The 23468-nt window shown below is 63.9% G+C and carries 18 protein-coding genes and 1 pseudogene; 6 read left to right on the forward strand and 13 right to left on the reverse strand.

What is annotated here, in order from left to right:
- Window positions 1-8 precede the first annotated feature (8 nt).
- Window positions 9-602, reverse strand: coding sequence for an aminodeoxychorismate/anthranilate synthase component II (locus AC05QJ_RS29375; RefSeq protein ID WP_476744668.1), 594 nt, complete (start codon window positions 600-602; stop codon window positions 9-11).
- A gap of 354 nt (window positions 603-956) precedes the next feature.
- Here AC05QJ_RS29375 and estP point away from each other — a divergent pair, with 354 nt between their 5' ends.
- Window positions 957-2864, forward strand: a complete 1908-nt coding sequence (gene estP / locus AC05QJ_RS29380) for an esterase EstP (RefSeq protein ID WP_476744669.1) — start codon at window positions 957-959, stop codon at window positions 2862-2864.
- 83 nt (window positions 2865-2947) lie between these two features.
- Here the strand turns inward: estP and trpE are convergent, their stop codons facing one another.
- From trpE to AC05QJ_RS29425, 9 genes and pseudogenes are all read right to left on the reverse strand, one after another.
- Window positions 2948-4426 carry an anthranilate synthase component I gene (gene trpE, locus AC05QJ_RS29385; RefSeq protein ID WP_476744670.1) on the reverse strand — a complete coding sequence of 493 codons (1479 nt, stop codon included), beginning with the start codon at window positions 4424-4426 and terminating at the stop codon, window positions 2948-2950.
- Window positions 4427-4498: 72 nt separating this feature from the next.
- A pseudogene (locus AC05QJ_RS29390) lies at window positions 4499-5315 on the reverse strand (phosphoglycolate phosphatase).
- Window positions 5312-5986, reverse strand: coding sequence for a ribulose-phosphate 3-epimerase (gene rpe, locus AC05QJ_RS29395; RefSeq protein WP_476744671.1), 675 nt, complete (start codon window positions 5984-5986; stop codon window positions 5312-5314). The pseudogene AC05QJ_RS29390 and the gene rpe overlap by 4 nt, the downstream one beginning before the upstream one ends.
- A 194-nt stretch (window positions 5987-6180) precedes the next feature.
- Window positions 6181-7008, reverse strand: a complete 828-nt coding sequence (locus AC05QJ_RS29400; RefSeq protein ID WP_476744672.1) for an ABC transporter permease — start codon at window positions 7006-7008, stop codon at window positions 6181-6183.
- Between the two features lie 11 nt (window positions 7009-7019).
- A complete protein-coding gene (locus AC05QJ_RS29405) occupies window positions 7020-8267 on the reverse strand; it encodes an ABC transporter permease (RefSeq protein WP_476744673.1) in 1248 nt (415 codons plus the stop codon).
- Between the two features lie 66 nt (window positions 8268-8333).
- Window positions 8334-9368, reverse strand: coding sequence for an ABC transporter substrate-binding protein (locus AC05QJ_RS29410; protein WP_476744674.1), 1035 nt, complete (start codon window positions 9366-9368; stop codon window positions 8334-8336).
- A 40-nt stretch (window positions 9369-9408) separates the two neighbouring features.
- Window positions 9409-10533 carry an ABC transporter ATP-binding protein gene (locus AC05QJ_RS29415; RefSeq protein ID WP_476744675.1) on the reverse strand — a complete coding sequence of 375 codons (1125 nt, stop codon included), beginning with the start codon at window positions 10531-10533 and terminating at the stop codon, window positions 9409-9411.
- 214 nt (window positions 10534-10747) lie between these two features.
- Window positions 10748-11377 carry a response regulator gene (locus AC05QJ_RS29420; RefSeq protein ID WP_476744676.1) on the reverse strand — a complete coding sequence of 210 codons (630 nt, stop codon included), beginning with the start codon at window positions 11375-11377 and terminating at the stop codon, window positions 10748-10750.
- 15 nt (window positions 11378-11392) lie between these two features.
- The gene (locus tag AC05QJ_RS29425) at window positions 11393-13777 is read right to left on the reverse strand and encodes a PAS domain-containing sensor histidine kinase (protein WP_476744677.1); all 2385 of its coding nucleotides are present in this window, start codon (window positions 13775-13777) and stop codon (window positions 11393-11395) included.
- A 95-nt stretch (window positions 13778-13872) separates the two neighbouring features.
- Here AC05QJ_RS29425 and AC05QJ_RS29430 point away from each other — a divergent pair, with 95 nt between their 5' ends.
- The gene (locus AC05QJ_RS29430; RefSeq protein ID WP_476744678.1) at window positions 13873-14871 is read left to right on the forward strand and encodes an alpha/beta hydrolase family protein; all 999 of its coding nucleotides are present in this window, start codon (window positions 13873-13875) and stop codon (window positions 14869-14871) included.
- On the opposite strand, the gene AC05QJ_RS29435 is transcribed toward AC05QJ_RS29430, so the two are convergent.
- Genes AC05QJ_RS29435 through AC05QJ_RS29445 form a run of 3 tightly spaced genes read right to left on the reverse strand, consistent with a single transcriptional unit; the run spans window position 14868 to window position 17324 of the window.
- A complete protein-coding gene (locus AC05QJ_RS29435) occupies window positions 14868-15629 on the reverse strand; it encodes a DnaJ domain-containing protein (RefSeq protein ID WP_476748032.1) in 762 nt (253 codons plus the stop codon). The two genes, AC05QJ_RS29430 and AC05QJ_RS29435, sit on opposite strands and share 4 nt — an antisense overlap.
- A gap of 1 nt (window position 15630) precedes the next feature.
- Entirely contained in the window at window positions 15631-16302 is a 672-nt protein-coding gene (murU, locus tag AC05QJ_RS29440; RefSeq protein ID WP_476744679.1) for an N-acetylmuramate alpha-1-phosphate uridylyltransferase MurU, read from the reverse strand.
- Window positions 16299-17324 (reverse strand): aminoglycoside phosphotransferase family protein, encoded by a 1026-nt coding sequence (locus tag AC05QJ_RS29445; RefSeq protein WP_476744680.1) that lies wholly within the window; start codon window positions 17322-17324, stop codon window positions 16299-16301. The genes murU and AC05QJ_RS29445 overlap by 4 nt, the downstream gene beginning before the upstream one ends.
- A gap of 130 nt (window positions 17325-17454) precedes the next feature.
- Between AC05QJ_RS29445 and AC05QJ_RS29450 the strand changes: the two genes are divergently transcribed.
- From AC05QJ_RS29450 to rsmA, 4 genes are read left to right on the forward strand one after another with little or no spacing between them, the layout of a single operon-like run.
- Window positions 17455-20304 carry an LPS-assembly protein LptD gene (locus AC05QJ_RS29450; RefSeq protein ID WP_476744681.1) on the forward strand — a complete coding sequence of 950 codons (2850 nt, stop codon included), beginning with the start codon at window positions 17455-17457 and terminating at the stop codon, window positions 20302-20304.
- A complete protein-coding gene (surA, locus tag AC05QJ_RS29455) occupies window positions 20285-21601 on the forward strand; it encodes a peptidylprolyl isomerase SurA (protein WP_476744682.1) in 1317 nt (438 codons plus the stop codon). The genes AC05QJ_RS29450 and surA overlap by 20 nt, the downstream gene beginning before the upstream one ends.
- Window positions 21598-22587: a 4-hydroxythreonine-4-phosphate dehydrogenase PdxA gene (gene pdxA, locus AC05QJ_RS29460; protein WP_476744683.1), complete on the forward strand. Its 990-nt coding sequence runs from the start codon at window positions 21598-21600 to the stop codon at window positions 22585-22587. The genes surA and pdxA overlap by 4 nt, the downstream gene beginning before the upstream one ends.
- Window positions 22584-23390, forward strand: coding sequence for a 16S rRNA (adenine(1518)-N(6)/adenine(1519)-N(6))-dimethyltransferase RsmA (gene rsmA, locus AC05QJ_RS29465; RefSeq protein ID WP_476744684.1), 807 nt, complete (start codon window positions 22584-22586; stop codon window positions 23388-23390). The genes pdxA and rsmA overlap by 4 nt, the downstream gene beginning before the upstream one ends.
- The last annotated feature ends 78 nt before the right edge of the window (window positions 23391-23468 follow it).

The raw sequence follows: 23468 nt of genomic DNA on the forward strand, positions 1-23468 counted from the left end.
TTCAATCCTTAGCGGTGGCCGCCGGTCTGCTTGAGGAAATTGGCGAACAGCGCGTGGCCCTGCTCGGTGAGGATCGACTCGGGATGGAACTGTACGCCCTCGATGTTCAGGGTCTTGTGACGCAGGCCCATGATTTCATCGATCGAGCCGTCTTCCAGCGCGGTCCACGCCGTCAGTTCCAGGCAGTCGGGCAAGGTTTCGCGCTTGACCACCAGCGAGTGGTAACGGGTCACGGTCAGCGGATTGTTCAGGCCGGCGAATACACCTTTGTCTTCATGGACGACCGGGCTGGTCTTGCCATGCATCACCTGGCGGGCGCGTACCACATCACCACCGAAGGCCTGGCCGATGGACTGGTGACCCAGGCACACGCCGAGGATCGGCAGCTTGCCGGCGAAATGGCGGATGGCTTCGAGGGAAACACCGGCTTCGGTCGGCGTGCAGGGACCGGGAGACACGACGATGCGCTCGGGTTGCAGGGCTTCGATCTGGGCGATGGTCAGCTCGTCATTGCGAATGACCTTGACCTCTGCCCCCAACTCGCCGAAGTACTGCACGACGTTGTAGGTGAAGGAATCGTAGTTGTCGATCATCAGTAACATCTGGGCTCAACCTCTTGAATACTGACTTTGAATGACTGCCTTCCCCAACTGCCATGCGCACAGCGATGGCGACCGCTGCTGCGGCGGATGGAGCGATTTCGGAAAGGCAAAGCGTAACGGGCCGGCGCTGGCCGGCAGGAGATAAAGTCAGGCGCGCCAACGCCAACGGGCGTGGGCCTTGATAACGCGCATCAAGAGTTTGCTGACGATCAACACGGGGAAAGTCTCGTTCATACGTTTCGGCACAGTAGCCTACGGACACATCGCGTGCAATATCGGCAGGGCACGAAGCGACGGATTTGCTACCTTCAACGGGCGCAATGCCAAAAAACAATGACAAGAAGGACCCTTGCGATGAAAAAACGCCGTTATCTGCGTCAATCCGCCGCGTGCCTGCTGGCCGCCGCCTGCTCCACCGCGCTCGCCTCACCTTCGCCCTACTCCACCCTGATCGTGTTCGGCGACAGTCTCGCCGACGCCGGCCAGTTCCCCGATCCCAGCCGGCCGCCCGGCAACAGCCAGCGCTATACCAACCGTAACGCCGACGGCACTTTTGCCCTGGTGTCGCCGATGCTCCTGGGCGGCTACCTGGGCATCGCTCCCGGAGATCTGAATGCCTCCACTTCGCCGGTGAATGCCGCGCTCGGCGTGCCCGACGGCAACAACTGGGCGACCGGGGGCTACCGCACCGACCAGATCTTCGCGTCCATCACCGGCGAGTCGCTGGTGGTGATCCCGCCCGGCAACCCCGGCGCCGGTACGGTGCTGCGCCAGAAGCCGGGTTATCTCGCTGGCGGACGCCTGGCCGATCCCAATGCGCTGTACTACCTGACCGGGGGCGGCAATGACTTCCTCCAGGGGCTGGTGACCTCACCCGCCAGTGCCGCGACATCGGCCACTCAACTGGCGGCCAGCGCCCAGGCCCTGCAACAGGCCGGCGCCCGCTACATCATGGTCTGGCTGCTGCCCGACCTTGGCCTCACTCCCGCGCTCAACGGCACACCATTGCAAGGACCGAGCTCGCAACTCAGCGCCCTGTTCAACCAGACACTGGTCAGCCAGCTCGCACAGATCGACGCCGAGATCATCCCGTTGAATATCCCGCTGCTGTTCCAGGAAGCCCTCGCCGCCCCGGCGCAGTTCGGGCTGGCCAGCGACCAGAACCTGATCAACACCTGCTACAGCGGCAACGGCTGCACGCAGAACCCGGTCTATGGCGCCAGCGGCACCAACCCGGACCCGACCAAACTGCTGTTCAACGACTCGGTGCACCCGACCATCGCCGGCCAGCGGATGATCGCCGACTACGGTTACTCGATCCTCTCCGCACCATGGGAACTGACGCTGCTACCGGAAATGGCCCACGGCACGCTGCGCGCCCACCAGGACGAACTGCGTAACCAGTGGCAGAGCGACTGGCAAGCGGTGGGGCAGTGGCAGGCCATTGTCGCCGCCGGCGGCCAGGACCTGGACTTCGACAGCCAGCGCAGTTCCGTCAGTGCCGATGGTCGCGGCTACAACCTCACCGTGGGCGGCAGCTACCGCGTCGACGAGAACTGGCGCCTGGGTATCGCCGGCGGCGTCTACCGGCAGAAACTGGAAGCCGGCGCCCAGGACTCCGACTACCGCCTCGACAGCTACCTCGCCACCGCCTTCGCACAATTTCACCAGGGCCGCTGGTGGGCCGATGCGGCGCTGACGGGCGGGCGCCTGGACTACGACGACCTCGAACGCACCTTCGCCCTGGGCCCGAACAACCGCAGCGAAAAAGGCGATACCGAGGGTGACCTGCTGGCCGTCTCGGCCCGGCTCGGCTTCGAGCTGGCAACACCGGGCAGCGACTGGCAACTGTCGCCGTTCGTCAGCGCAGATTACGCACGGGTCGAGGTGGATGGCTACAGCGAGAAAGGCGCACGCGCCACGGCGCTGACCTTCGACGACCAGAAACGCGATTCACGCCGACTGGGCCTTGGCTTGCAGGGGAAATACCGGGTGGCGCCAGCGACGCAACTGTTCGGCGAAGTGGCTCATGAACATGAGTTCGAGGATGACCGCCAGGACCTGACAATGCACCTCAACAGCCTGCCCGGCAACGACTTCACCCTGACCGGCTATACGCCGCAGAGCAATCTGAACCGGGTGAGTCTTGGGGTAAGCCAGAGCCTGGCGCCGGGGCTGGCCCTGCGCGGCAGCTACAACTGGCGCAAAAGCGATGAGCTGACGCAGCAAGGCGTCAATCTGGCGTTGAGCCTGGAGTTCTAGAGCGGGACAAAGGCGATCAGCAACAGAATGAGGATGTTGCTGACGCCCTATCGCTGGCTTGCCAGCGATAGGGCCTGCAGTTACTACCGAGGCGTCTGCTCGGCCAGCGCCACCGCGCGGAACATGGCGCGACGCTTGTTGATGGTTTCTTCCCACTCCAGCGCCGGCACCGAGTCGGCAACGATGCCGCCACCGGCCTGCACATGCAGTTCGCCGTCCTTGATCACTGCGGTACGAATGGCGATCGCGGTGTCCATGTTGCCGTTCCAGGCGAAATACCCCACCGCACCGCCGTAGACGCCGCGCTTGACCGGCTCCAGCTCGTCGATGATTTCCATCGCGCGGATCTTCGGCGCGCCCGACAGGGTGCCCGCCGGCAGGATGGCACGCAGGGCGTCCATCGCGGTCAGGCCGCTCTTCAATTGGCCGGTGACGTTGGACACGATGTGCATCACGTTGGAGTAACGCTCGATCACCATCTTCTCGGTGACCTTCACCGAACCGGTTTCCGACACACGACCGGCGTCGTTGCGGCCCAGGTCGATGAGCATCAGGTGCTCGGCGATTTCCTTGTCATCGGACAGCAGGTCTTCTTCCAGCGCCCGGTCGGCTTCCTCGGTCGCGCCCCGCGGGCGGGTGCCGGCGATCGGACGCACGGTGACCAGGTTGTCTTCGACCCGCACCAGCACTTCCGGCGAACTGCCGACGACATGGAAGTCGCCGAAGTTGAAGAAGTACATGTACGGCGTCGGGTTGAAGCAGCGCAGCGCCCGGTACAGGTCGATCGGCGCGGCCTTGAAGTCGATGGACATACGCTGCGACGGCACCACCTGCATGCAGTCGCCCGCGAGGATGTATTCCTTGATGGTATCGACGGCGCGTTCGTAGTCAGCCTGTGTGAAGCTGGAGCGGAACGCCGGCTCGGCGGCCTGCGGACCGCTGAAGTCCAGGCCGCGACGCGGCGTGATGGGCTGGCGCAACTGCTCCAGCAGATCCTGCAACCGGGCCTGGCCTTGCTCGTACGCATCGGCCTGGGCCGGATCGGCGAGGACGATGGCGTGCATCTTGCCGGCCAGGTTGTCGAACACCACGACGGCGTCGGACACCATCAGCAGGATGTCCGGCACGCCCAGCGGATCCGGATTCGGGCATTTGCCCAGGCGCTTCTCGACATAGCGCACGCAGTCGTAGCCGAAGTACCCCACCAAGCCGCCGTTGAAGCGCGGCAGGCCGGCAATGGTCGGCACCTTGTAGCGTTCCTTGAAGGCTTCGACGAAGGCCAGCGGGTCGTCCACGTCGTGGCGTTCGATCTCGACGCCGTCGTGGGTAATGCGCACCTGGTGGTCATGCACCCGCAGTACGGTGCGGCATGGCAGGCCGATGATCGAGTAACGGCCCCACTTCTCGCCGCCCTGCACCGACTCGAGCAGGTAGGAGTTAGGCTGGTCGGCCAGTTTCAGGTAGATCGACAGCGGCGTGTCGAAGTCGGCCAGGGTTTCGCAGGCCAGGGGAATGCGGTTATAGCCGTCAGCGGCCAAACGCAGGAATTCTTCGCGGGTCATGATTGCCTCGTGGCAGTAGGGCAAGAAGAGTCAAATGGCAAACGGGCCGGATCGGTGCCGGCTGGAGGAAAGTCAGGCGCGCCAACGCCAACGGGCCAGGGCCTTGATGACTTTCATCCAGAGTTTGCCAGGTGCTACCACGATGGAATCTCTACCGGGTGGGGAACTGAAGGGCTCAACGTTAGCTCAGTGGCTGCACCGAAGCAACCGGGAGCAAGGCGCGCAAGTCGTCGATCACCAGCGCCGGGAATTCCTCGCTGATCGGCCGGCCATGGTTGTAGCCATAGGTCAGACCGACGCACTGCACCCCCGCCGCCTTCGCCGCCTGCACATCGCTGCGCGAGTCGCCGACGAACAGCGCTTCGCTGGCCGGCACCCCGGCCATCTGCATGACGAACAGCAACGCCGCAGGGTCAGGCTTTTTCTGCGGCAAGGTATCGCCACCGATGACCCAGCGGAAGTAGCGACCGATCTGCATCTGGTCCAGCAAAGGACCGACGAAGCGCTCTGGCTTGTTGGTGATCAGGGCCATCTCCACGTTCTGCTGGCGCAACCACTTGAGGGTGTCGCTCACCCCCGGGTAGATCACCGTCAGGTCGTGGCTTTCGCCATAGGCACGCATGAAGATTTCCAGGCCACGCTCGGCCTCGTCGTCATTCACCGCCGCGTGGTCGATCCCGCCAGCCAGGGCCCGACGCACCAGCACCGGTGCGCCATTGCCGACCCACTGGCGCACCGCCTCGATACCGGCCGGCGCACGGTCCATTTCGAGCAGCATGCGATCCACCGCTGCCGCCAGGTCCGGGACCGAGTCGATCAGGGTTCCGTCCAGGTCGAACATCACCAGCCTGGGCAGGCTGCCGGGAAACAGCTGCTCGAAGCCGCTCATGGGCGGGCCTGGGCCAGTTCGGCGCGCATCTTGTCGATGACGTGCTTGTAGTCCGGGGTATTGAAGATGGCCGAGCCCGCGACGAAGGTGTCGGCGCCAGCAGCGGCGATCTCGCGGATGTTGTTGACGTTCACGCCGCCGTCGATTTCCAGGCGGATGTCACGGCCGCTGGCGTCGATCAGGGCTCGCGCTTCACGCAATTTGTCGAGGGTGCCGGGGATGAACTTCTGGCCGCCGAAGCCAGGGTTGACGCTCATCAGCAGGACCATGTCGACCTTGTCCATCACGTATTTCAGCGCATCCAGGCCGGTGGCCGGGTTGAACACCAAGCCGGCCTTGCAGCCGCCGTCGCGGATCAGTTGCAGGGAGCGGTCGATGTGCTGGGAGGCTTCCGGGTGGAAGGTGATGTAGGTGGCGCCGGCCTCGATGAAGTCGCCGATGATGCGATCCACCGGGCTGACCATCAGGTGCACGTCGATCGGTGCGGTCACGCCGTACTTGCGCAGGGCCGAGCAGACCATCGGGCCGATGGTCAGGTTGGGCACGTAGTGGTTGTCCATCACGTCGAAGTGAACGATGTCGGCGCCGGCGGCCAGCACGTTATCGACTTCCTCGCCCAGGCGGGCAAAGTCGGCGGAAAGGATCGAGGGAGCAATAGCGAAGGGCTGCATGGCGCACCTTTGGGCAAATTCACGGTGGCGCGCATTGTACATCAGGCAAAAGGCCAGGGGCTGGCGACTGATGGATGAATGGAAATCCCTGTGAGAGCTGGCGTTGCCAGCGATGGGGCCAGAACTGACAACATCATTGCCTGGTCTGGCCTCATCGCCGGCAACGCCGGCTCCCACAGGGTCCCGAGTTGCCGTCAGGAAGGCTGCTGAGTACGCAGTTTCTCGCTGCGCCCACGCAGCCATTCCAGGGTCAGCAGCAGCACCACCGAGAAAGCGATCAGCAGGGTCGCGGCGGCGGCGATGGTCGGGCTGAGGTTCTCGCGGATACCGCTGAACATCTGCCGTGGCAGCGTGGCTTGTTCAGGGCCGGCAAGGAACAGGGTCACCACCACTTCGTCGAACGAGGTGGCGAAGGCGAACAGCGCACCGGAAATCACACCCGGGGCGATCAGCGGCAGGGTCACCCGACGGAATGCCGTCAGCGGCGAGGCGCCCAGGCTGGCGGCAGCACGCACCAGGTTGTGATTGAAGCCCTGCAGGGTCGCCGACACGGTGATGATGACGAACGGCACGCCCAGCACCGCATGCACCAGGATCAGCGACAGGAAGCTGTTACCCAGCCCCAGCGGGGCGAAGAACAGGTAGCTGGCCACACCAATGATCACCACCGGCACCACCATGGGCGAAATCACCAGGGCCATGATCAGCGACTTGCCGGGGAAATCCCCGCGGGTCAGGCCGATCGACGCCAGGGTGCCGAAGACCATCGCCAGCACCGTAGCCGCCGGGGCGACGATGATGCTGTTCTTCAATGCGCGCATCCATTCATCGGAGGCGAAGAAGTTGTGGTACCACTGCAGCGAGAAGCCCTGCAGCGGATAGACCAGGAAGCTGCCGGAGTTGAACGACAGCGGGATGATCACCAGCACCGGCAACACCAGGAACAGCAGGATCAGCCCGCAGAGAATGCGCAAGCTGTAGAACCAGACCCGCTCGACGGGCGACATGTACGGACTCAGCATGACTTCGCTCCTCAGCTCAGACGCAGGCGGCTGGAGCCGACCAGCCAGCTATAGATCAGGTACAGCAGCACGGTGGCCAGCAGCAGCAGGCCGCCCAGCGCGGTCGCCATGCCCCAGTTGATGCTGGTGTTGGTGTAGAACGCCACGAAGTAGCTGACCATCTGGTCGTTCGGGCTGCCCAGCAGCGCCGGGGTGATGTAGTAACCGATGGCCATGATGAACACCAGCAGGCAACCGGCACCGACACCAGCGTAGGTCTGCGGGAAGTACACCCGCCAGAAGCTGGTGAACGGGTGGCAGCCGAGGGAGATCGCGGCACGCATGTACGTCGGCGAGATGCCTTTCATCACGCTGTAGATCGGCAGGATCATGAACGGCAGCAGGATGTGCACCATCGAGATGTACACGCCGGTGCGGTTGAACACCAGTTCCAGCGGCTTGTCGATGATCCCCAGCGCCATCAGCGCACTGTTGATCAGGCCGCCCGACTGCAGCAGCACGATCCACGCCGCCACCCGCACCAGGATCGAGGTCCAGAACGGCAGCAGCACGAGAATCATCAGCAGGTTGCTCTGCCGGGTCGGCAGGTTGGCCAGCAGGTACGCCAGCGGGTAGGCCAGCACCAGGCAGATGGCGGTGATGACGAAGCCCATCCACAGGGTACGGGTGAAGATGTCCAGGTAAATGGCCTGGTCCGGGGTGGCCTGGGCCAGTTCGCCGAGGTCGTCGATGCGATGGTCAAGGGCTGCCAGCAGGTAGAACGGGGTCACGCTGCTGGTGTTGCGGCGGATCGCCTGCCAGTAGGCAGGGTCGCCCCAGCGCTCATCCAGCTCCTGCATGGCATCTTTATAGGAGGCCGGTTCGGTCTTGAACGGCAGCGCCCGGGCGGTTTTCGCCAACAGGCTGCGGTAGCCGGCCAGTTCCATGTTGAGCCGCTTGGACAGGTCGCCCAGGGTCTGGTTCTTGCGCGATTCGGCGAGGTCTTCGCTCAGCGCCTTGTACACGGGCTCGCCCGGCAGGCTCTTGCCATCCCACTCGGCCACAGCGGCGACGGTACGCGGCAAGCCGCCCACGACCTCAGGGTTGCCGACGCTCTTGTACAGCAGCGCGGCGATCGGCACGAGAAACACCAGCAGCAGGAACAGCGCCAGCGGCGCAATCAACGCCTGCGCCTTCCAGCGGTTGACGCGCTCGGCACGGGCAAGGCGTTGCTTGAGGGTGGGACCTGCGCCTTCTTTGAGGGGCACTGCGATGGCCATAGCGAACTCCGGAAATCTTGGAAACAAGGAGCGCCGACGGGGACGCCGGCGCTCCGTCAGAACGGCTTACTTGGCCGCCCAGGCGTTGAAGCGTTGCTCCAGCTGTTCGCTGTTGTCAGCCCAGAACGCCACGTCGATCTGCACCTGGTTGGCGATGTTTTCCGGGGTGGTCGGCATGTCCTTCTTGATCTCGTCGGACAGCAGCGAGACCGCCTTGGAATTGGCCGGGCCGTAGGCGATGTTTTCCGAGTAGATCTTCTGCTGCTCGGGCTTGACCGAGTAGGCGATGAACTTCTTGGCGTCCTCGGCGTTTTTCGCGCCCTTTGGGATGGCCCAGGCGTCGAAGTCGTAGATGCCGCCGTTCCACACCACCTTCAGGTTGCTTTCCTTCTGCACCGCAGCGATCCGGCCGTTGTAGGCCGAGCTCATCACCACGTCACCGGAAGCCAGGTACTGCGGCGGCTGGGCGCCGGCTTCCCACCACTGGATGTTCGGCTTCAGCTCGTCGAGTTTCTTGAAGGCGCGGTCCTGGCCGTCTTTGGTGGCGAGCACCTTGTAGACGTCTTTCGGCGCGACGCCGTCGGCCATCAGGGCGAATTCCAGGGTGTACTTGGCGCCCTTGCGCAGGCCACGCTTGCCCGGGAAGTTCTTGGTGTCCCAGAAGTCTTTCCAGCTGGTCGGTGCGGTCTTCAGCTTGTCGGCGTTGTAGGCCATGACCGTGGACCAGACGAAGAAGCCTACGCCACACGGCTGGATAGCGCCGGGGACGAAGTCGGATTCGTTGCCGAACAGCGCAGGATCCAGCTCTTCGAACATGCCTTCGTCACAGCCGCGAGCCAGCTCCGGCGATTCCACTTCTACCAGGTTCCACGACACGCTCTTGGTGTCGACCATGGCTTTGACCTTGGCCATCTCACCGTTGTATTCGCCCGCGACGATCTTGCCGTTACCCGCCTTTTCCCACGGCTCGTAGAACGCCTTGACCTGCGCCGCCTTGTTGGCGCCGCCGAAGGAAATCACGGTGAGATCGCTTGCCGCCATGGCCTGGGTTGCAGCGAACAGTCCCAGGGTCAGTGCGGTCAACTTCAAGTGCTTGAGCATTCTTATTTTCTCCACGTTGCAGGGGTTGGTATCGCAAACCTCATTGGGCTTCCAGGATCGGATCGAGGGCACGTCCGTGCTCGACCGCCCAGCCCAGTGGTACCACGTCGCCCACGGCCAGGGCCGGGTCGAGTTCGGCGATCGGCTGCTTCACGAAGAAATCGGCCTTGCCGCAGACTTCCAGGCGGACCCGCACGTGGTCGCCCAGGTAAATGAATTCGGCCACCCGGCCGGAGAAGCGGTTGACGCAGCTTTCGCTGTGGCCGTTCAGGCGCACGCGCTCGGGGCGGACCGACAGGGTCACCGGCTCGCCCGGCTCGCCGACGTTGACCGCCAGCGCCTCGACCTTCTCGCCACGGGCCAGGGCCACCAGGCAGCGGTCGCCGTCGCGGCTGAGCAGACGGCCGTTGATGCGGTTGTTCTCGCCGATGAAGTTGGCGACGAAGGTGTTTTTCGGTTCTTCGTAGAGGGTGCGCGGGTCGGCGATCTGCTGGATCTCGCCCTGGTGGAACACCGCCACGCGGTCGGACATGGTCAGGGCTTCGCCCTGGTCGTGGGTCACGTAGACCACGGTCACACCCAGGCGCTGGTGCAGGTGTTTGATCTCCATCTGCATGTGTTCACGCAGTTGCTTGTCCAGCGCACCGAGGGGTTCGTCCATCAGCACCAGTTGCGGCTCGAACACCAGGGCACGGGCCAGGGCCACACGCTGCTGCTGGCCGCCGGACAACTGGCCCGGATAACGCTGGGCGAAGGCATCGAGCTGGACCATGTTGAGCACCCGCTTGACCCGCTCGCTGACGTCAGTCTTGCTCAGGTTGCGCACGCTCAAAGGGAAGGCCAGGTTCTCGGCCACGGTCATGTGCGGGAACAGCGCGTAGTTCTGGAACACCATGCCGATGTCGCGCCTGTGCGGCGGCACGTTGTTGATCGAGCGACCGGCCAGCTGGATCTCGCCGGCGGTCGGCGTTTCGAAGCCGGCCAGCATCATCAGGCTGGTGGTCTTGCCCGAGCCGGACGGGCCGAGCAGGGTCAGGAACTCACCCTTGCGGATGTCCAGGTTGAGGTCTTTGACGATCAGCGACTCGCCGTCGTAGCTCTTCTGTACACCGCGGAAGCTGACCAGGATTTCGCCGGTTCCAGCGCTCGAATTGACCTCACTCATACCCGCACCTTTTTGTTGGATGACTGCTGTGATCCAAGCGTAATCAAGGCGTGAGGTGGCGCAAATCGGGGGCGCTGAGAGATTGATATCAGCGCGCTGGAAGGTCGGTTGTAGGGATTGCCCTACAAAGATGACGGATTTAGGTATGGCTTGGTGGCCTATCGCTGGCAAGCCCAGGCGGCATCACCTTTCCGGCGTGTCGCTTTCAGAACAGTCAGAGCAACTTGTGCTCCATCGCGTACTTCACCAGTTCCGCCAGCGAGGTGACATTGAGCTTCTGCATCAGCCGCGCCTTGTGGGTGCTGATAGTCTTGTTGCTCAACGCCAGCTGCTGGGCAATGTCGTTGACGTTGGCGCCCTGGGCCAGACGCTCGAACACCGAGAACTCGCGCTCCGACAGCAGCGAATGCAGAGGCCGGGTGTCGGTCAGGCCCACCTCGAAGACCATGCGGTCGGCCAGGTCGGGATCGATGTAGCGCCCGCCGCCAGCGACCCGACGGATCGCGGTGAGCAGCAGCGCCGGGTCGCTGTCCTTGGTGGCGTAGCCGGCGGCGCCGACCTTCAGTGCCCGTGCCGCCATCTGCGCCTCGTCATGCATCGACAGCACCAGGATCGCTGGCGGTGAGTTGAGTGCTCGGATCCGTGGAATCGCCTCCAGGCCATTGACGCCGGGCATGGAGATATCCAGCAGCACCACTTCGCACTCGGTGTGGCGCAGTGCATCGAGCAACTGCTCGCCATTGCCCGCCTCGCCCACCACCTGCATATCTTTGGCCAGGCCGATGAGCTGCTTGATGCCCTCGCGCACGATGGTGTGGTCTTCGGCCACCAATACTCGAATCACTGTTTCACTCCTGTCTCAATCCAGAGGAATGCGCACGCTCAGGCTGGTGCCCTCGCCCGGCTCGCTTTCTAACTGCATGTCGCCGCCAAGCATCAGCACCCGCTCGCGCATGCCGACCAGCCCGAAGGAACTGGGACGGCTGTCGTCCTGGGCGAAACCCAGCCCGTCGTCGCTGATGCTCAGGCACAACATCGGACCTTCCAGGGTCAGGTTGATCTCCACAGTATGGGCCTGGGCGTGGCGCATGACGTTGGTCAGCGCCTCCTGCAGCACCCGGAACAGGCTGGTGGCCTTGGCATCGCTCAGCGGCGGCAGGTTTTCCGGCACCTGCACCAGGCACGGGATCTGCGTGCGCGCCTCGAACCGGCGAGCCTGCCATTCGATGGCCGACGCGATGCCGGCATCGAGGATCGGCGGGCGCAAGGCCGTGGCCACATCGCGAACCAGCTGGAACAACTGTGCGATCAATCGCTTCATGCTGCCCAGACGTTCGGTCAGACCGGGGTCCAGATCGGCGTAGGCAAGTTCGCACATCGAGGTTTCCAGCTTCAAGACCGTCAGCATCTGCCCCAGCTCATCGTGCACCTCCCGGGCGATCCTGGCCTTTTCTTCCTCCCGCACGCTTTCCAGGTGCGCGGCCAGTTCCCGCAGTTGCTCCTGGGAACTGGCCAGCTCCAGCTGGGCCTGCTTGCTCTGAGTAATGTCCCAGACGATACCGTCCCACACCACGCGCCCGTCGCCGAGGGTCCGGGCGCTGGCCTTGATGTCGGCCCAGCGTTGCTCGCCCTGGCGCGTCAGGATACGGCCCTGCCAGGACCAGTCGCTGTCAGTGGCCAAGGCATGGTCCTGGACCCGGTGATAATCGGTCCGGTCGGCACTGTGCACCAGATTGCGCAGGCCCATCTCCGGGTGCTGGATTTCCGCCGGCGCATAACCGACCAGCGCCTCGCTGCCCTCGCTGATGTAAGGAAACTCCAGCTCGTCGATACCCGGATCACGCTCCAGACGGAACACCAGCCCCGGCACGTTGGCAGCGATGCCCTTGAGCCGCGCCTCGCTCTCGCGCTGGGCAGCTTCGGCGCGGCGGCGCTCGGTCACGTCGGTGAGGAATACCACCAGGTACTCGGCATCGCGAAAGCGCAGGAAACTCAGCGACATGTCCACCGGCAGCAGGCTGCCATCGGCCCGGCGCCAGCGGGTTTCGAAGCGCTGTGCACTTTCGTCGCTGGCCCGTGCCCGCTTCCACAGGTCGAGCCAGCGGTCCATGTGCAATTCAGGGTCGAAATCGATCAGCGGCCGCTCGGCCATGGCGCCCGGTGCATAGCCCAGCATCGTTTCGATGGCGTGGTTGGCATAGCGCACATGGCTGTCCCAGTGCACCCAGAGAATGCCGACCGTGCTCTGGTCGAGGGAAAACTGACTCAGGCGCAGCGCCTCCTCGCGGGACAGGCGCTGGGCGATATCTTCCCGCGCAGCCAACAGGCTGTGCTCGAGGAAATGCTGCTGTCGGCGCTGCCAGATGATGATCGCCACGCCACTGAAAAACAGGGCGGCGAACAGCAACGCCAGGTTCTGCCAGAAACCGGGAGACTCGCTCAGGCGCGGGTATTTGGGCTGTAGCCAGCGGCTGTGCAACTGCTCCAGGTCCTTGGGCGGGATCGCCTGCAGACCGCGCTCAAGCACATCGGCCAACAGCGGCCAGTCACGCCGCGAAGCGACTCGCAGCAGTTGCGGAAAACCAATGTCGCCCACCACCGCCAGCTCGCTGAACTCACTCTCGCGGGACAGCCGGCTCAGTTGCGCCTCATCCACCACCGCATAGCGCGCCTGTTCGCTGACCAGCAACTGCAGGGCCTGACGCTCGCCGGGCACGCCTTGCAGATTGAGGTTGGAATAGGTGGCACGCAGGTAATCGGCGACCGCGCTGGGCATGCGCACCGCGACCCGTTCGACGTCGCCGATTTTTTCCAGGTCCACCGCCACCGCCCCGCTGCGCGGCCCGACGATCAGTTGCGGCACGCGCATGTAAGGGTCGCTGAACAGCCAAAGGCGCAGGCCGGCGGGCGTCTGGGTCAGGCCTGGAGCCAGATCCACTTCGCCCCCCGCAAGGGCGCGCTCGAGTTCGGCCTGGTCGGCAAAGTTGCGCCAGGTCAGGTCCAGACCGAGGTTGCGCGCGAGCATGTTCATCAACTCGACATTGACCCCGGACAACTGCTGCAAGCGCCGGTCGAACTGGGCAAACGGTGCCTGCAACACCATGCCGACCCGCAGGCTGCGGTGCTGCTCCAGCCACTGTTGTTGCGCCGGTTCCAGTTGCACCGTGGCTGCCGGAGGCGCAGCCCAGACGATCAAGGGCCAGCAAAAACAGCCGATAACCCAAAGACGGCGCAAACGAATCATCTTGAATCTCGTCAATAGAAGGACGGCGACCCGACATGGCCGTCGCGGAAAAATACCATTAGGCTGCCGGTAATCATTCTGGCCTGGATCGATCAATGCTCTCACTCTATCGCACGACGCTTCCGGCGTTATGCCTGACCTTGATACTACCCTGTAGCGCGCATGCCGAGGATGGCAAAGCGCCAGAAGCCGGGAAAGACAACGCCGCCACGCAGCGTCAGCCACTGGTGGAGCGCAGCCAGGAAGACGCCCTGGCCCTGGAGCGCCAGGTGCCCAGGGAAGAACAGCAGACCCTGCAGGCCGGCAGCGACAGCTTCCTGGCGCTATGGAAGCCGGCCAATAGCCCTTCGCCCCACGGCGTGGTGGTGATCCTCGCAGGCGCAGGGGAAACCGCCGACTGGCCTAAGACAGTCGGCCCGCTGCGGCGCAAATTCCCCGATGTCGAGTGGGGCACCCTGAGCCTGGCGCTGCCCGATCTGCTTACCGACAGCCCGGTCGCCCGCGCCGAAAGCCCCGCTCCCGCCAAGGAAGCAGCAGAAACCGGCAAGACCGCACCGAGCAAGGACACCCCGGCCGATGCCAACGCCAATATCGCCCAGGCCACCGCGCCAGAAACGGAAGCGCCTGATGCACCCGAGGCCGCCGCTGGCGGCGCGGGCAGCGACAACAGCGACGCCGAGCGCATCTTCGCCCGGCTCGATGCCGCCGTGGCCTATGCCCAGCAGCAGAATGCGCGCAGCATCGTGGTGCTCGGCAACGGCAGCGGCGCCTACTGGGCCACACGTTACCTGAGCGAACGCCAGCCGGCGGCGGTACAGAAACTGGTACTGGTGGCAGCGCAGACGCCCGCCAGGGCCGAGCACAGCCTGGAAAGCCTGACACCGTCACTGAAAGTGCCGACCGCCGACTTCTATTACAGCGACCTGGAGCCGGCACGCCAGGCGGCGCGGCAACGCTTGCAGGCCAGCAAGCGCCTGAAAGACAGCAACTACCGGCAGGTCGCGCTGACGGCGATGCCCGGCAACCGCTCCGCAGAGCAGGAGCAGTTGTTCAGGCGTATCCGTGGGTGGCTCAGTCCGAGCGAGACGAATTAGAAATCGCGGCGCTTGCGCACGATCCCATAGGCCTGATGCAACTCACGGGTACGCTCGGTCGCCTCACGCACTTTCGACGGGCTGGCGCCACTGCCTTGCAGCTTGTCGGGGTGATGGCGACTGAGCAACCGCCGATAGGCCTGCTTGATCTGTACCGGCTCGGTGGTGTCCGTCACGCCGAGCACGCGCAATGCCTCGGTATAGCTGCCAGCCCCCTCCAGGGCCGCCTTGCGCGGCTCGTAGTCAGCGGCCAGGGCTTTCACCTTGGCCGCTGACCACCCCAGTTGCTGCCCCCATTCCACCAGCAACTCTTTTTCCTCGCGTCCCGCCCGGCCATCGGCCCAGGCCATCCGGCAGCAAGCCCGCAGAATGCCTTCGGCCGCGTGAGGCTGCTCCTTCAAGCGCCGCAGGTGTCCGTCGACCCGCTCACGTCCGGCTTTGCCGAGGTTGAAGGCAGTGATGGCGCGCTTTCGCGCGGCATCGTCCATTTCCAGGCGCTGCATTTCCTGACGGGCCTGGAGGATATGCCCTTCCACAACCCGACCGCCGCTTTTCGCCAGACGGCCCAGCAGCACGAACAGCACCTCGGCGTCCCGCAGCTCCGGGCGCCCGCCCAGCTTTTCCCGCAATTGTCCCCAGGTGTGCAGTTGCAAACGGCGGTCCATCGCCTGACCCAGCAGCGCCCCCAGCAATGCACCTGGGATGCTGGCAAGGGCGAAGCCGGCTCCGACACCAATCACTGTGCTCGGCCACAACATGTCAGCGGCGCTCGGCGAGCAGGCGCTCGACTTCGGCAAGGCGTTCCAGGGTGCCGACATCGACCCAGTGCCCGCGGAAATGCTCGCCACTGACCTGGCCACAGGCCATGGCCTGGCGCAACAGCGGCGCCAGTTTGAACGCACCCGCCTGGCAACCGGCGAACAATGCCGGGTCGATCACGGCGATGCCGCTGTAGGTCAGGGTGTCGCCAGCGCCATTGCCGTCCTCGACCTGCCCGTCGTCCAGGCGAAAATCACCGGCACCATGGTGGCCGGGGTTATCGACCAGCACCAGGTGTGCCCGGCCCCGCAGCGGCTGGCGCAAGCGGGAGAAGTCGTAGTCGGTCCAGATATCGCCGTTGACCAGCAGGAAAGGATCTTCCCCCAGCAGCGGCAGCGCCTTGAAGATTCCGCCGCCGGTTTCCAGCGGCTCGCCTTCAGGCGAGAAGCGGATGCTCAAGCCCCAGCGCGAGCCGTCGCCCAGATGGTCCTCGATCTGCTGGCCAAGCCAGGCGTGGTTGATCACCACGTCGGTAACGCCAGCGGCAGCCAGTGCCCGCAAGTGGTATTCGATCAGCGGCACACCCGCCACCGGAACCAGTGGCTTGGGTGTGTGCAAGGTCAGCGGACGCATCCGCTCGCCCTTGCCGGCGGCGAGAATCATCGCCTTCATTGACCGGCCTCCGCCGCCACTTTCAGGCTGGCGATCAGGGTGCCCAGTTCAGCCAGCTCGGGCCGACGGGAAATGACTTCATCTATATAGGCAAAGAAACGCGGCACGTCGGTCAGATAGCGCGGCTTGCCATCACGGTGACAGATACGGGCGAAGATACCGATGACCTTGAGATGGCGCTGCACGCCCATCAGGTCGCTGGCGCGGTGGAAGTCCTCGAAGTCTTCCTGCACCGCAATGCCCTCGTCCCGGGCGCGCTGCCAGTAGTCACGCAACCAGCCGGCGACCTTCTCTTGCGGCCAACTGAGGAAGGCGTCCTTGAACAGGCAGGTGATGTCATAGGTCACCGGGCCGTAGACCGCATCCTGGAAGTCCAGTACACCGGGGTTCGGCTCGCTGCGCATCAGATTGCGCGGCATGTAGTCGCGGTGCACCAGCACCTTCGGCTGGGCCAGGGCGCTATCGATCAGCAGGCTGCTGACGCGCTGCCACGCGGCGGCCTGCTGTTCATCGAAGCTGGCCTTGAGCTCACGCCCCACGTACCACTCGGGGAAAAGCTCCAGCTCGCGGCGCAACAGGGCCACGTCATAACTCGGCAGCGGCGCGTCCATGGGCAGTCGCTGGAATGCCAGCAATGCGTCGATGGCGTCGCTGAACAACTGGTCGGCATTCCCGGCATCGATGACATCCAGGTACGTCTGGTTGCCCAAGTCGCTCAACAACAGGAACCCGCGCTCTAGGTCTTCGCCATGAATCACCGGCACGTTGACCCCGGCACGCGCCAGCAGACGAGCGATGTCGACGAAGGGGCGGCAGTTTTCCTGAGGCGGCGGCGCATCCATGACAATGAAACTGCGGCCATCGCCCTGCCAGCGGAAATAGCGGCGGAAACTGGCGTCGCTGCTGGCGGCCGTCAGGCTGCCTGCAGGAACCGGACCCCAACCCTGTGTCTGGAACAGGATTGCCAGTTGTTCATCGAGCCATACGTTGAGGTGTTGCAGGCGTACATCGTGATCGGGCATTACAAGGGTCTCCGACGGCCCTAGCCGTCAAGCGGGTCATGCTTTATTATCCAGCATCTTTTTCAGACCATCGAGAGGCGTGCGGCCCCACACGCGGGCAGATGGCACGCAGGAAGCCCGGACTAATAAGATGGCATTGAAATCCCCCGCGTTTCGTAAAAAATTCCCGTTGCTGGTCACCGGCGGTTTGCTGGCATTGCAACCCCTGGCCACGTCGTACGTGGTGGCCGCCGAGCAGTTCGACTGCCAAGTGTCCGCTTCCGGCGGCTGGGACTGCAAGCCCAAGGCCAACGCCGCACAGTTGCCTCCTCGTCCCGTTCACGAAGGCGCGGCGACCAGCTCGCCCGACGCTTCCGGAGAGGCCGTGGCCGGTGCGCCCGAAGAGAAAGGCGCCCGCACTACGCTGGTCACCGACAGCAAGGGCCGTGGCCTGAAGTCGCGCAGTGCCGACTACAGCCACCTCGACTGGGTACCTCGCGAGCAACTGACCGCCGCGCAACTCGCCGAAACCGGCCCGTACTGCTCCGGCGCCTATATCGAACCCGTGCGTCCGGGCATGAACGACACCACGCCCAAGGACGAGTCGCCGACCTTCCTTGGCGCCAAGGTTTCGCGCTACCAGCAGGAACAGCAGATCGCCACCCTCGCCGGTGACGTGGTCATGCGTCAGGGCAGCATGCAGGTCGAAGCCGACGAGGCCAACCTGTACCAGGCCGAGAACCGCGGCGAACTGAGCGGCAACGTGAAGATTCGCGACAACGGTTCGCTGGTCGTCGGCGACCGCGCCGAGATCCAGCTGGACACTGGCGAAGCCCAGGTCGACAACGCCGAATACGTGATGCACAAGTCGCGCATCCGCGGCAACGCTCTCTACGCCAAGCGCTCTGAAAACGCCATCATTCGCCTCAAGGACGGTACCTATACCACCTGTGAGCCGAACAGCAACGCCTGGACGCTGAAGGGCAACAACATCACCCTGAACCCGGCCACCGGTTTCGGCACGGCGACCAACGTCACCCTGCGGGTCAAGGACATTCCGGTGATGTACACCCCGTACATCTACTTCCCGATCGACGACCGTCGCCAGTCCGGCTTCCTGCCACCGTCCTTCAGCACCAGCAGCGACACCGGCTTCATGCTGGTCACGCCGTACTACTTCAACCTCGCGCCGAACTACGACGCCACGCTGTATCCACGCTACATGGCCAAGCGCGGCTTGTTGATGGAAGGCGAATTCCGCTACCTGACCAAGTCGAGCGAAGGGCAGTTCGGTGGTGCGTGGTTGAATGATCAGGACGATGAGCGCAAGCTGCAGACCGACTACAAAGACCAGCGCTGGATGGTCAACTGGCAGCACAAGGGCGGCCTCGACGAGCGCCTGATGACCGAAGTCGACTACACCGACATCAGCGACCCGTTCTACTTCCAGGACCTGGAGTCGGATCAGATTGGCGTCGAAAGCCGCGACTTCCTGAACCAGCAGGGCCGACTGACGTATCGCGGCGACTCCTATGCTGCCGCCCTGAACGTTCAGGCGTATGAGCTGGCCACCATTTCGCAGATCACGCCGTACGACAAGCTTCCGCAGGTGACCTTCAACGGCATGCTGCCTTACCACCCTGCCGGCTTCGATTTCTCCTATGAAACGGAAGCCGTGCGGTTCGAGCGCAGCCTGAAGGACGACTTGGTATTCGACAAGGACGGCAACCCCGACACGTCTGCCGGCGTCGTCACCGACAGTCTGAATAATGTGATCGGAGGCCGCCGCCTCGACGAGAATATCTTCGGCATCGCCCGGGCGAACGGCACCCGCCTCACTGCGGCGCCCAAAATCAGCCTGCCGCTGACCACCAACTACGGCTACCTGACGCCATCCCTGAAGTACGTGACGACGCACTACGACCTCGACCTGGATGGCAAGGGCAAGAGCGACGTTGCAGGCTCGAACGCAGAAACACTGCGCCTGCAGGGCGACTTCAAGGGCACTCAAACCCGTAACGTACCGATATTCAGCGTAGACAGCGGGCTGTACTTCGACCGCGCCACCCAATGGTTCGGCAAGAACTACAACCAGACCCTCGAGCCGCGCCTGTACTACCTGTACGTTCCTTATAAAGACCAGTCCGATATTCCCCTGTTCGATACCGGAGAGTCGACGTTCAACTACGCCTCGCTGTTCCGCGACAACCGCTTCGCCGGCGGCGACCGCATCGGTGACGAGAACAAGCTGTCGCTGGGCGTGACCAACCGCTGGATCGAGGAAAACGGTTTCGAGCGCCAGCGCTTGAGCGTTGGCCAGGCCCTGTACTTCAAGGATCGCAAGGTCCAGTTGCCAGGTATCGACTACCGCACCCGCACCGACTCGCAGTCCGATGTGTCGCCTTATGCGCTGGAATACGAGTTCCGTTTCAACCGCGACTGGCGCTTCAACTCCGACTACAACTGGGATCCGAAAACCCACAGCACTCGCTCGGGTAGCGCGATGTTCCATTACCAGCCGGAAGACAACGTCAACAAAGTCGTCAACCTCGGCTATCGCTATCGCAACGACACCATTTCGTACAACAGCACCACGGGCCAATGGCAAGTGGGCGGCGGCGACTATGGTTCACCAGGCGATCCGAACTACGTCAAGGACTACTACAAGATCCAACAACATGACTTCTCGGTCATGTGGCCGATCGTTCCGCAGTGGACCGCGATCGCACGCTGGCAGCACGACTACAACCGCAACCGCACGCTGGAAGCCTTCGGTGGTTTCGAGTACGACAACTGCTGTTGGAAACTGCGTCTGATCAGCCGCTACTGGGTGGATTACGAAGACTTCAGCCAGGCTACTCCGCAAAACGAAAAAGGCGACCACGGCGTCTTCCTGCAGATCGTGCTGAAAGGCCTCGGTGGCGTGGTGGGCAACAAGGTCGAGTCGTTCCTCGACACAGGCATTCAAGGTTACCGTACACGTGAAGACCAAGCTTATTGATTGTCTGCGCCCGCTGATGCTGGGCGCCGTACTGCTGAGCAGCACCGCGCACGCCGCGGTGCAGACCCTGGACAAGATCGTCGCCATCGTCGACAACGACGTGGTCATGCAAAGCCAGCTGGACCAGCGCGTCCACGAGGTGCAGCAGACCATCGCCAAGCGTGGCGGGGCGGTGCCTCCCACCAGCGTGCTCGACCAACAGGTGCTGGAGCGCCTGATCGTCGAAAACCTGCAACTGCAGATCGGCGAACGTTCCGGCATCCGCATCACCGACGAAGAGCTGAACCAGGCCATCGGCACCATCGCTCAGCGCAACAACATGAGCCTTGAGCAGTTCCGTGCAGCCCTGGCCCATGACGGCCTGTCGTTCGACGATGCCCGCGAGCAGGTTCGTCGCGAGATGGTCATCAGCCGCGTCCGCCAACGCCGGGTTGCCGAGCGCATCCAGGTCTCCGAGCAGGAAGTGAAGAACTTCCTCGCTTCCGACCTGGGCAAGATGCAGCTTTCGGAAGAATATCGCCTGGCCAACATCCTGATCCCGACCCCGGAAAGCGCCAGCTCCACCGCTATCCAGGCCGCGGCCCGCCAGGCTGGCGAGATCTACCAGCAACTCAAGCAAGGCGCCGACTTCGCCCAACTGGCAATCGCCCGTTCGGCGAGCGAAACCGCGCTCGAAGGCGGCGAGATGGGCTGGCGCAAGGCGGCGCAGTTGCCACCTCCGTTCGACCAGATGCTCAGCAATATGTCGGTTGGCGATGTCACCGAACCTGTACGCACCCCAGGCGGCTTCATCATCCTCAAACTGCAGGAAAAGCGCGGCGGCCAGACCCAACTGCGTGACGAAGTCCATGTGCGCCACATCCTGATCAAGCCAAGCGAGATCCGCAGCGAAGCCGAGACCAAGGTTCTGGCCCAGCGCCTGTATGATCGCATCCAGGCGGGCGAAGACTTCGCCGAACTGGCGAAAAGCTTCTCGGAAGACCCGGGTTCGGCGCTCAACGGCGGCGACCTCAACTGGATCGACCCGAACGCGCTGGTTCCGGAGTTCCGCGACGTCATGGCCCACGCTCAACAAGGCGTCGTGTCCAAGCCGTTCCAGACCCAGTACGGCTGGCACGTCCTGGAAGTCCTTGGCCGTCGTGCCACCGACAGCACCGCCCAGGCCCGCGAGCAACAAGCCATGACCGTACTGCGCAATCGCAAGTACGACGAAGAGCTGCAAACCTGGCTGCGTCAGATCCGCGATGAAGCCTACGTCGAGATCAAGCTGCCTGGCGCCGAACAGGCCGCGCAGTGAAACCTCAACGCTTCGCCCTCACGCCCGGCGAGCCGGCCGGCATAGGTCCCGACCTGTGCCTGCTGCTCGCCTCGCAAGCCCAGCCTCACCCCCTGATCGCCATTACCAGCCGTGACCTGCTCGCCGAGCGGGCCACGCAACTGGGCGTGGCGGTCGAGCTGCTGGCCGTCAGCCCCGAGACCTTCCCCGACCAGCCCGCCCCTGCCGGCAGCCTTTATGTCTGGGATACGCCATTGGCCAGGCCAGTGGTAGCCGGGCAACTGGACAAGGCCAACGCCGCCTTCGTACTGGAAACCCTGACCCGTGCGGGCAAGGGCTGCCTCGACGGGCAATTCGCCGGCATGATCACCGCTCCCGTGCACAAGGGCGTGATCAACGAAAGCGGCATTGCCTTCTCCGGACACACCGAATTTCTCGCCGAACTGACCCACACCGCACAGGTGGTGATGATGCTCGCCACCCGCGGCCTGCGCGTCGCCCTGGTGACTACGCACCTGCCTCTGCGCGACGTGGCCGATGCCATTACCGTCGAGCGCCTGGAGCGAGTGACGCGGATCCTGCATGCCGACCTGCAACAGAAATTCGGTATCGCCGCGCCACGCATCCTGGTCTGCGGGCTCAATCCGCACGCTGGCGAAGGCGGGCACCTGGGCCGCGAAGAAATCGACATCATCGAGCCCACACTGGAACGCCTGCGTGGCGAAGGCATGGACCTGCGCGGTCCACTGCCAGCCGACACCCTGTTTACCCCCAAATATCTGGAGCACTGCGACGCGGTGCTGGCGATGTACCACGACCAGGGCCTGCCCGTGCTGAAGTTCAAAGGCTTCGGCGCCGCGCTGAATGTCACCCTGGGCCTGCCGATCATCCGCACCTCTGTGGATCACGGCACCGCCCTGGACCTCGCCGGCACCGGCAAGGTCGACACCGGCAGTCTGCAGGTCGCCCTGGAAACCGCCTACCAGATGGCCGAGACCCGACTATGACCGAGCAATACCAACACCGGGCGCGCAAGCGCTTCGGTCAGAACTTCCTGCACGACGCAGGCGTGATCGACCGCATCCTGCGCGCGATCAACGCCAAGGCCGGCGAACATATCCTCGAGATCGGCCCCGGCCAGGGCGCCCTGACCGAGGGCGTACTGGGCAGCGGCGCGCAACTGGACGTGGTCGAGCTGGACAAGGACCTGGTGCCGATCCTCAACCGTCAGTTCGCCGATCGCAGCAACTTCCGCCTGCATCAGGGCGATGCACTCAAGTTCGACTTCACCAGCCTGGGCGCGGCACCACGGTCGCTGCGCGTGGTTGGCAACCTGCCCTACAACATCTCCACCCCGCTGATTTTCCATCTGCTGGACAACGCCGAACTGATCCGTGACATGCATTTCATGCTGCAGAAAGAGGTGGTCGAGCGGCTGGCCGCTGGTCCCGGCGGCGGTGACTGGGGACGACTGTCGATCATGGTGCAGTACCACTGCCGCGTGGAACACCTGTTCAATGTCGGGCCCGGCGCGTTCAATCCGCCGCCCAAGGTCGATTCGGCGATTGTCCGCCTGGTTCCTCACGACGTATTGCCACACCCGGCCAAGGACCATCGCCTGCTCGAACGCATCGTCCGCGAAGCCTTCAACCAGCGGCGCAAAACCTTGCGCAACACCCTGAAGGCCCTGCTCAGCAGTGAAGCCATCGAAGCGGCCGGCGTGGATGGCAGCCTGCGTCCCGAACAGCTCGACCTGGCCGCTTTCGTTCGCCTGGCGGACAAGCTGGCCGATCAATCCCCGGCCGGGTGACACCTGAGGCCAGCCCACCAAGGCTGGCCGGCGCCCCTACCGATGGCCTAGACTGACTCCACCGCAACACTCGTTTGT

The sequence above is a fragment of the Pseudomonas sp. TUM25319 genome, from assembly GCF_056388475.1.

Coding starts and splice junctions, on each gene's coding strand:
- AC05QJ_RS29375 (WP_476744668.1), bottom strand. CDS start 602: ATGTTACTGATGATCGACAACTACGATTCCTTCACCTACAACGTCGTG.
- estP (WP_476744669.1), top strand. CDS start 957: ATGAAAAAACGCCGTTATCTGCGTCAATCCGCCGCGTGCCTGCTGGCC.
- trpE (WP_476744670.1), bottom strand. CDS start 4,426: ATGACCCGCGAAGAATTCCTGCGTTTGGCCGCTGACGGCTATAACCGC.
- rpe (WP_476744671.1), bottom strand. CDS start 5,986: ATGCAGCCCTTCGCTATTGCTCCCTCGATCCTTTCCGCCGACTTTGCC.
- AC05QJ_RS29400 (WP_476744672.1), bottom strand. CDS start 7,008: ATGCTGAGTCCGTACATGTCGCCCGTCGAGCGGGTCTGGTTCTACAGC.
- AC05QJ_RS29405 (WP_476744673.1), bottom strand. CDS start 8,267: ATGGCCATCGCAGTGCCCCTCAAAGAAGGCGCAGGTCCCACCCTCAAG.
- AC05QJ_RS29410 (WP_476744674.1), bottom strand. CDS start 9,368: ATGCTCAAGCACTTGAAGTTGACCGCACTGACCCTGGGACTGTTCGCT.
- AC05QJ_RS29415 (WP_476744675.1), bottom strand. CDS start 10,533: ATGAGTGAGGTCAATTCGAGCGCTGGAACCGGCGAAATCCTGGTCAGC.
- AC05QJ_RS29425 (WP_476744677.1), bottom strand. CDS start 13,777: ATGATTCGTTTGCGCCGTCTTTGGGTTATCGGCTGTTTTTGCTGGCCC.
- AC05QJ_RS29430 (WP_476744678.1), top strand. CDS start 13,873: ATGCTCTCACTCTATCGCACGACGCTTCCGGCGTTATGCCTGACCTTG.
- AC05QJ_RS29435 (WP_476748032.1), bottom strand. CDS start 15,629: ATGTTGTGGCCGAGCACAGTGATTGGTGTCGGAGCCGGCTTCGCCCTT.
- murU (WP_476744679.1), bottom strand. CDS start 16,302: ATGAAGGCGATGATTCTCGCCGCCGGCAAGGGCGAGCGGATGCGTCCG.
- AC05QJ_RS29445 (WP_476744680.1), bottom strand. CDS start 17,324: ATGCCCGATCACGATGTACGCCTGCAACACCTCAACGTATGGCTCGAT.
- AC05QJ_RS29450 (WP_476744681.1), top strand. CDS start 17,455: ATGGCATTGAAATCCCCCGCGTTTCGTAAAAAATTCCCGTTGCTGGTC.
- rsmA (WP_476744684.1), top strand. CDS start 22,584: ATGACCGAGCAATACCAACACCGGGCGCGCAAGCGCTTCGGTCAGAAC.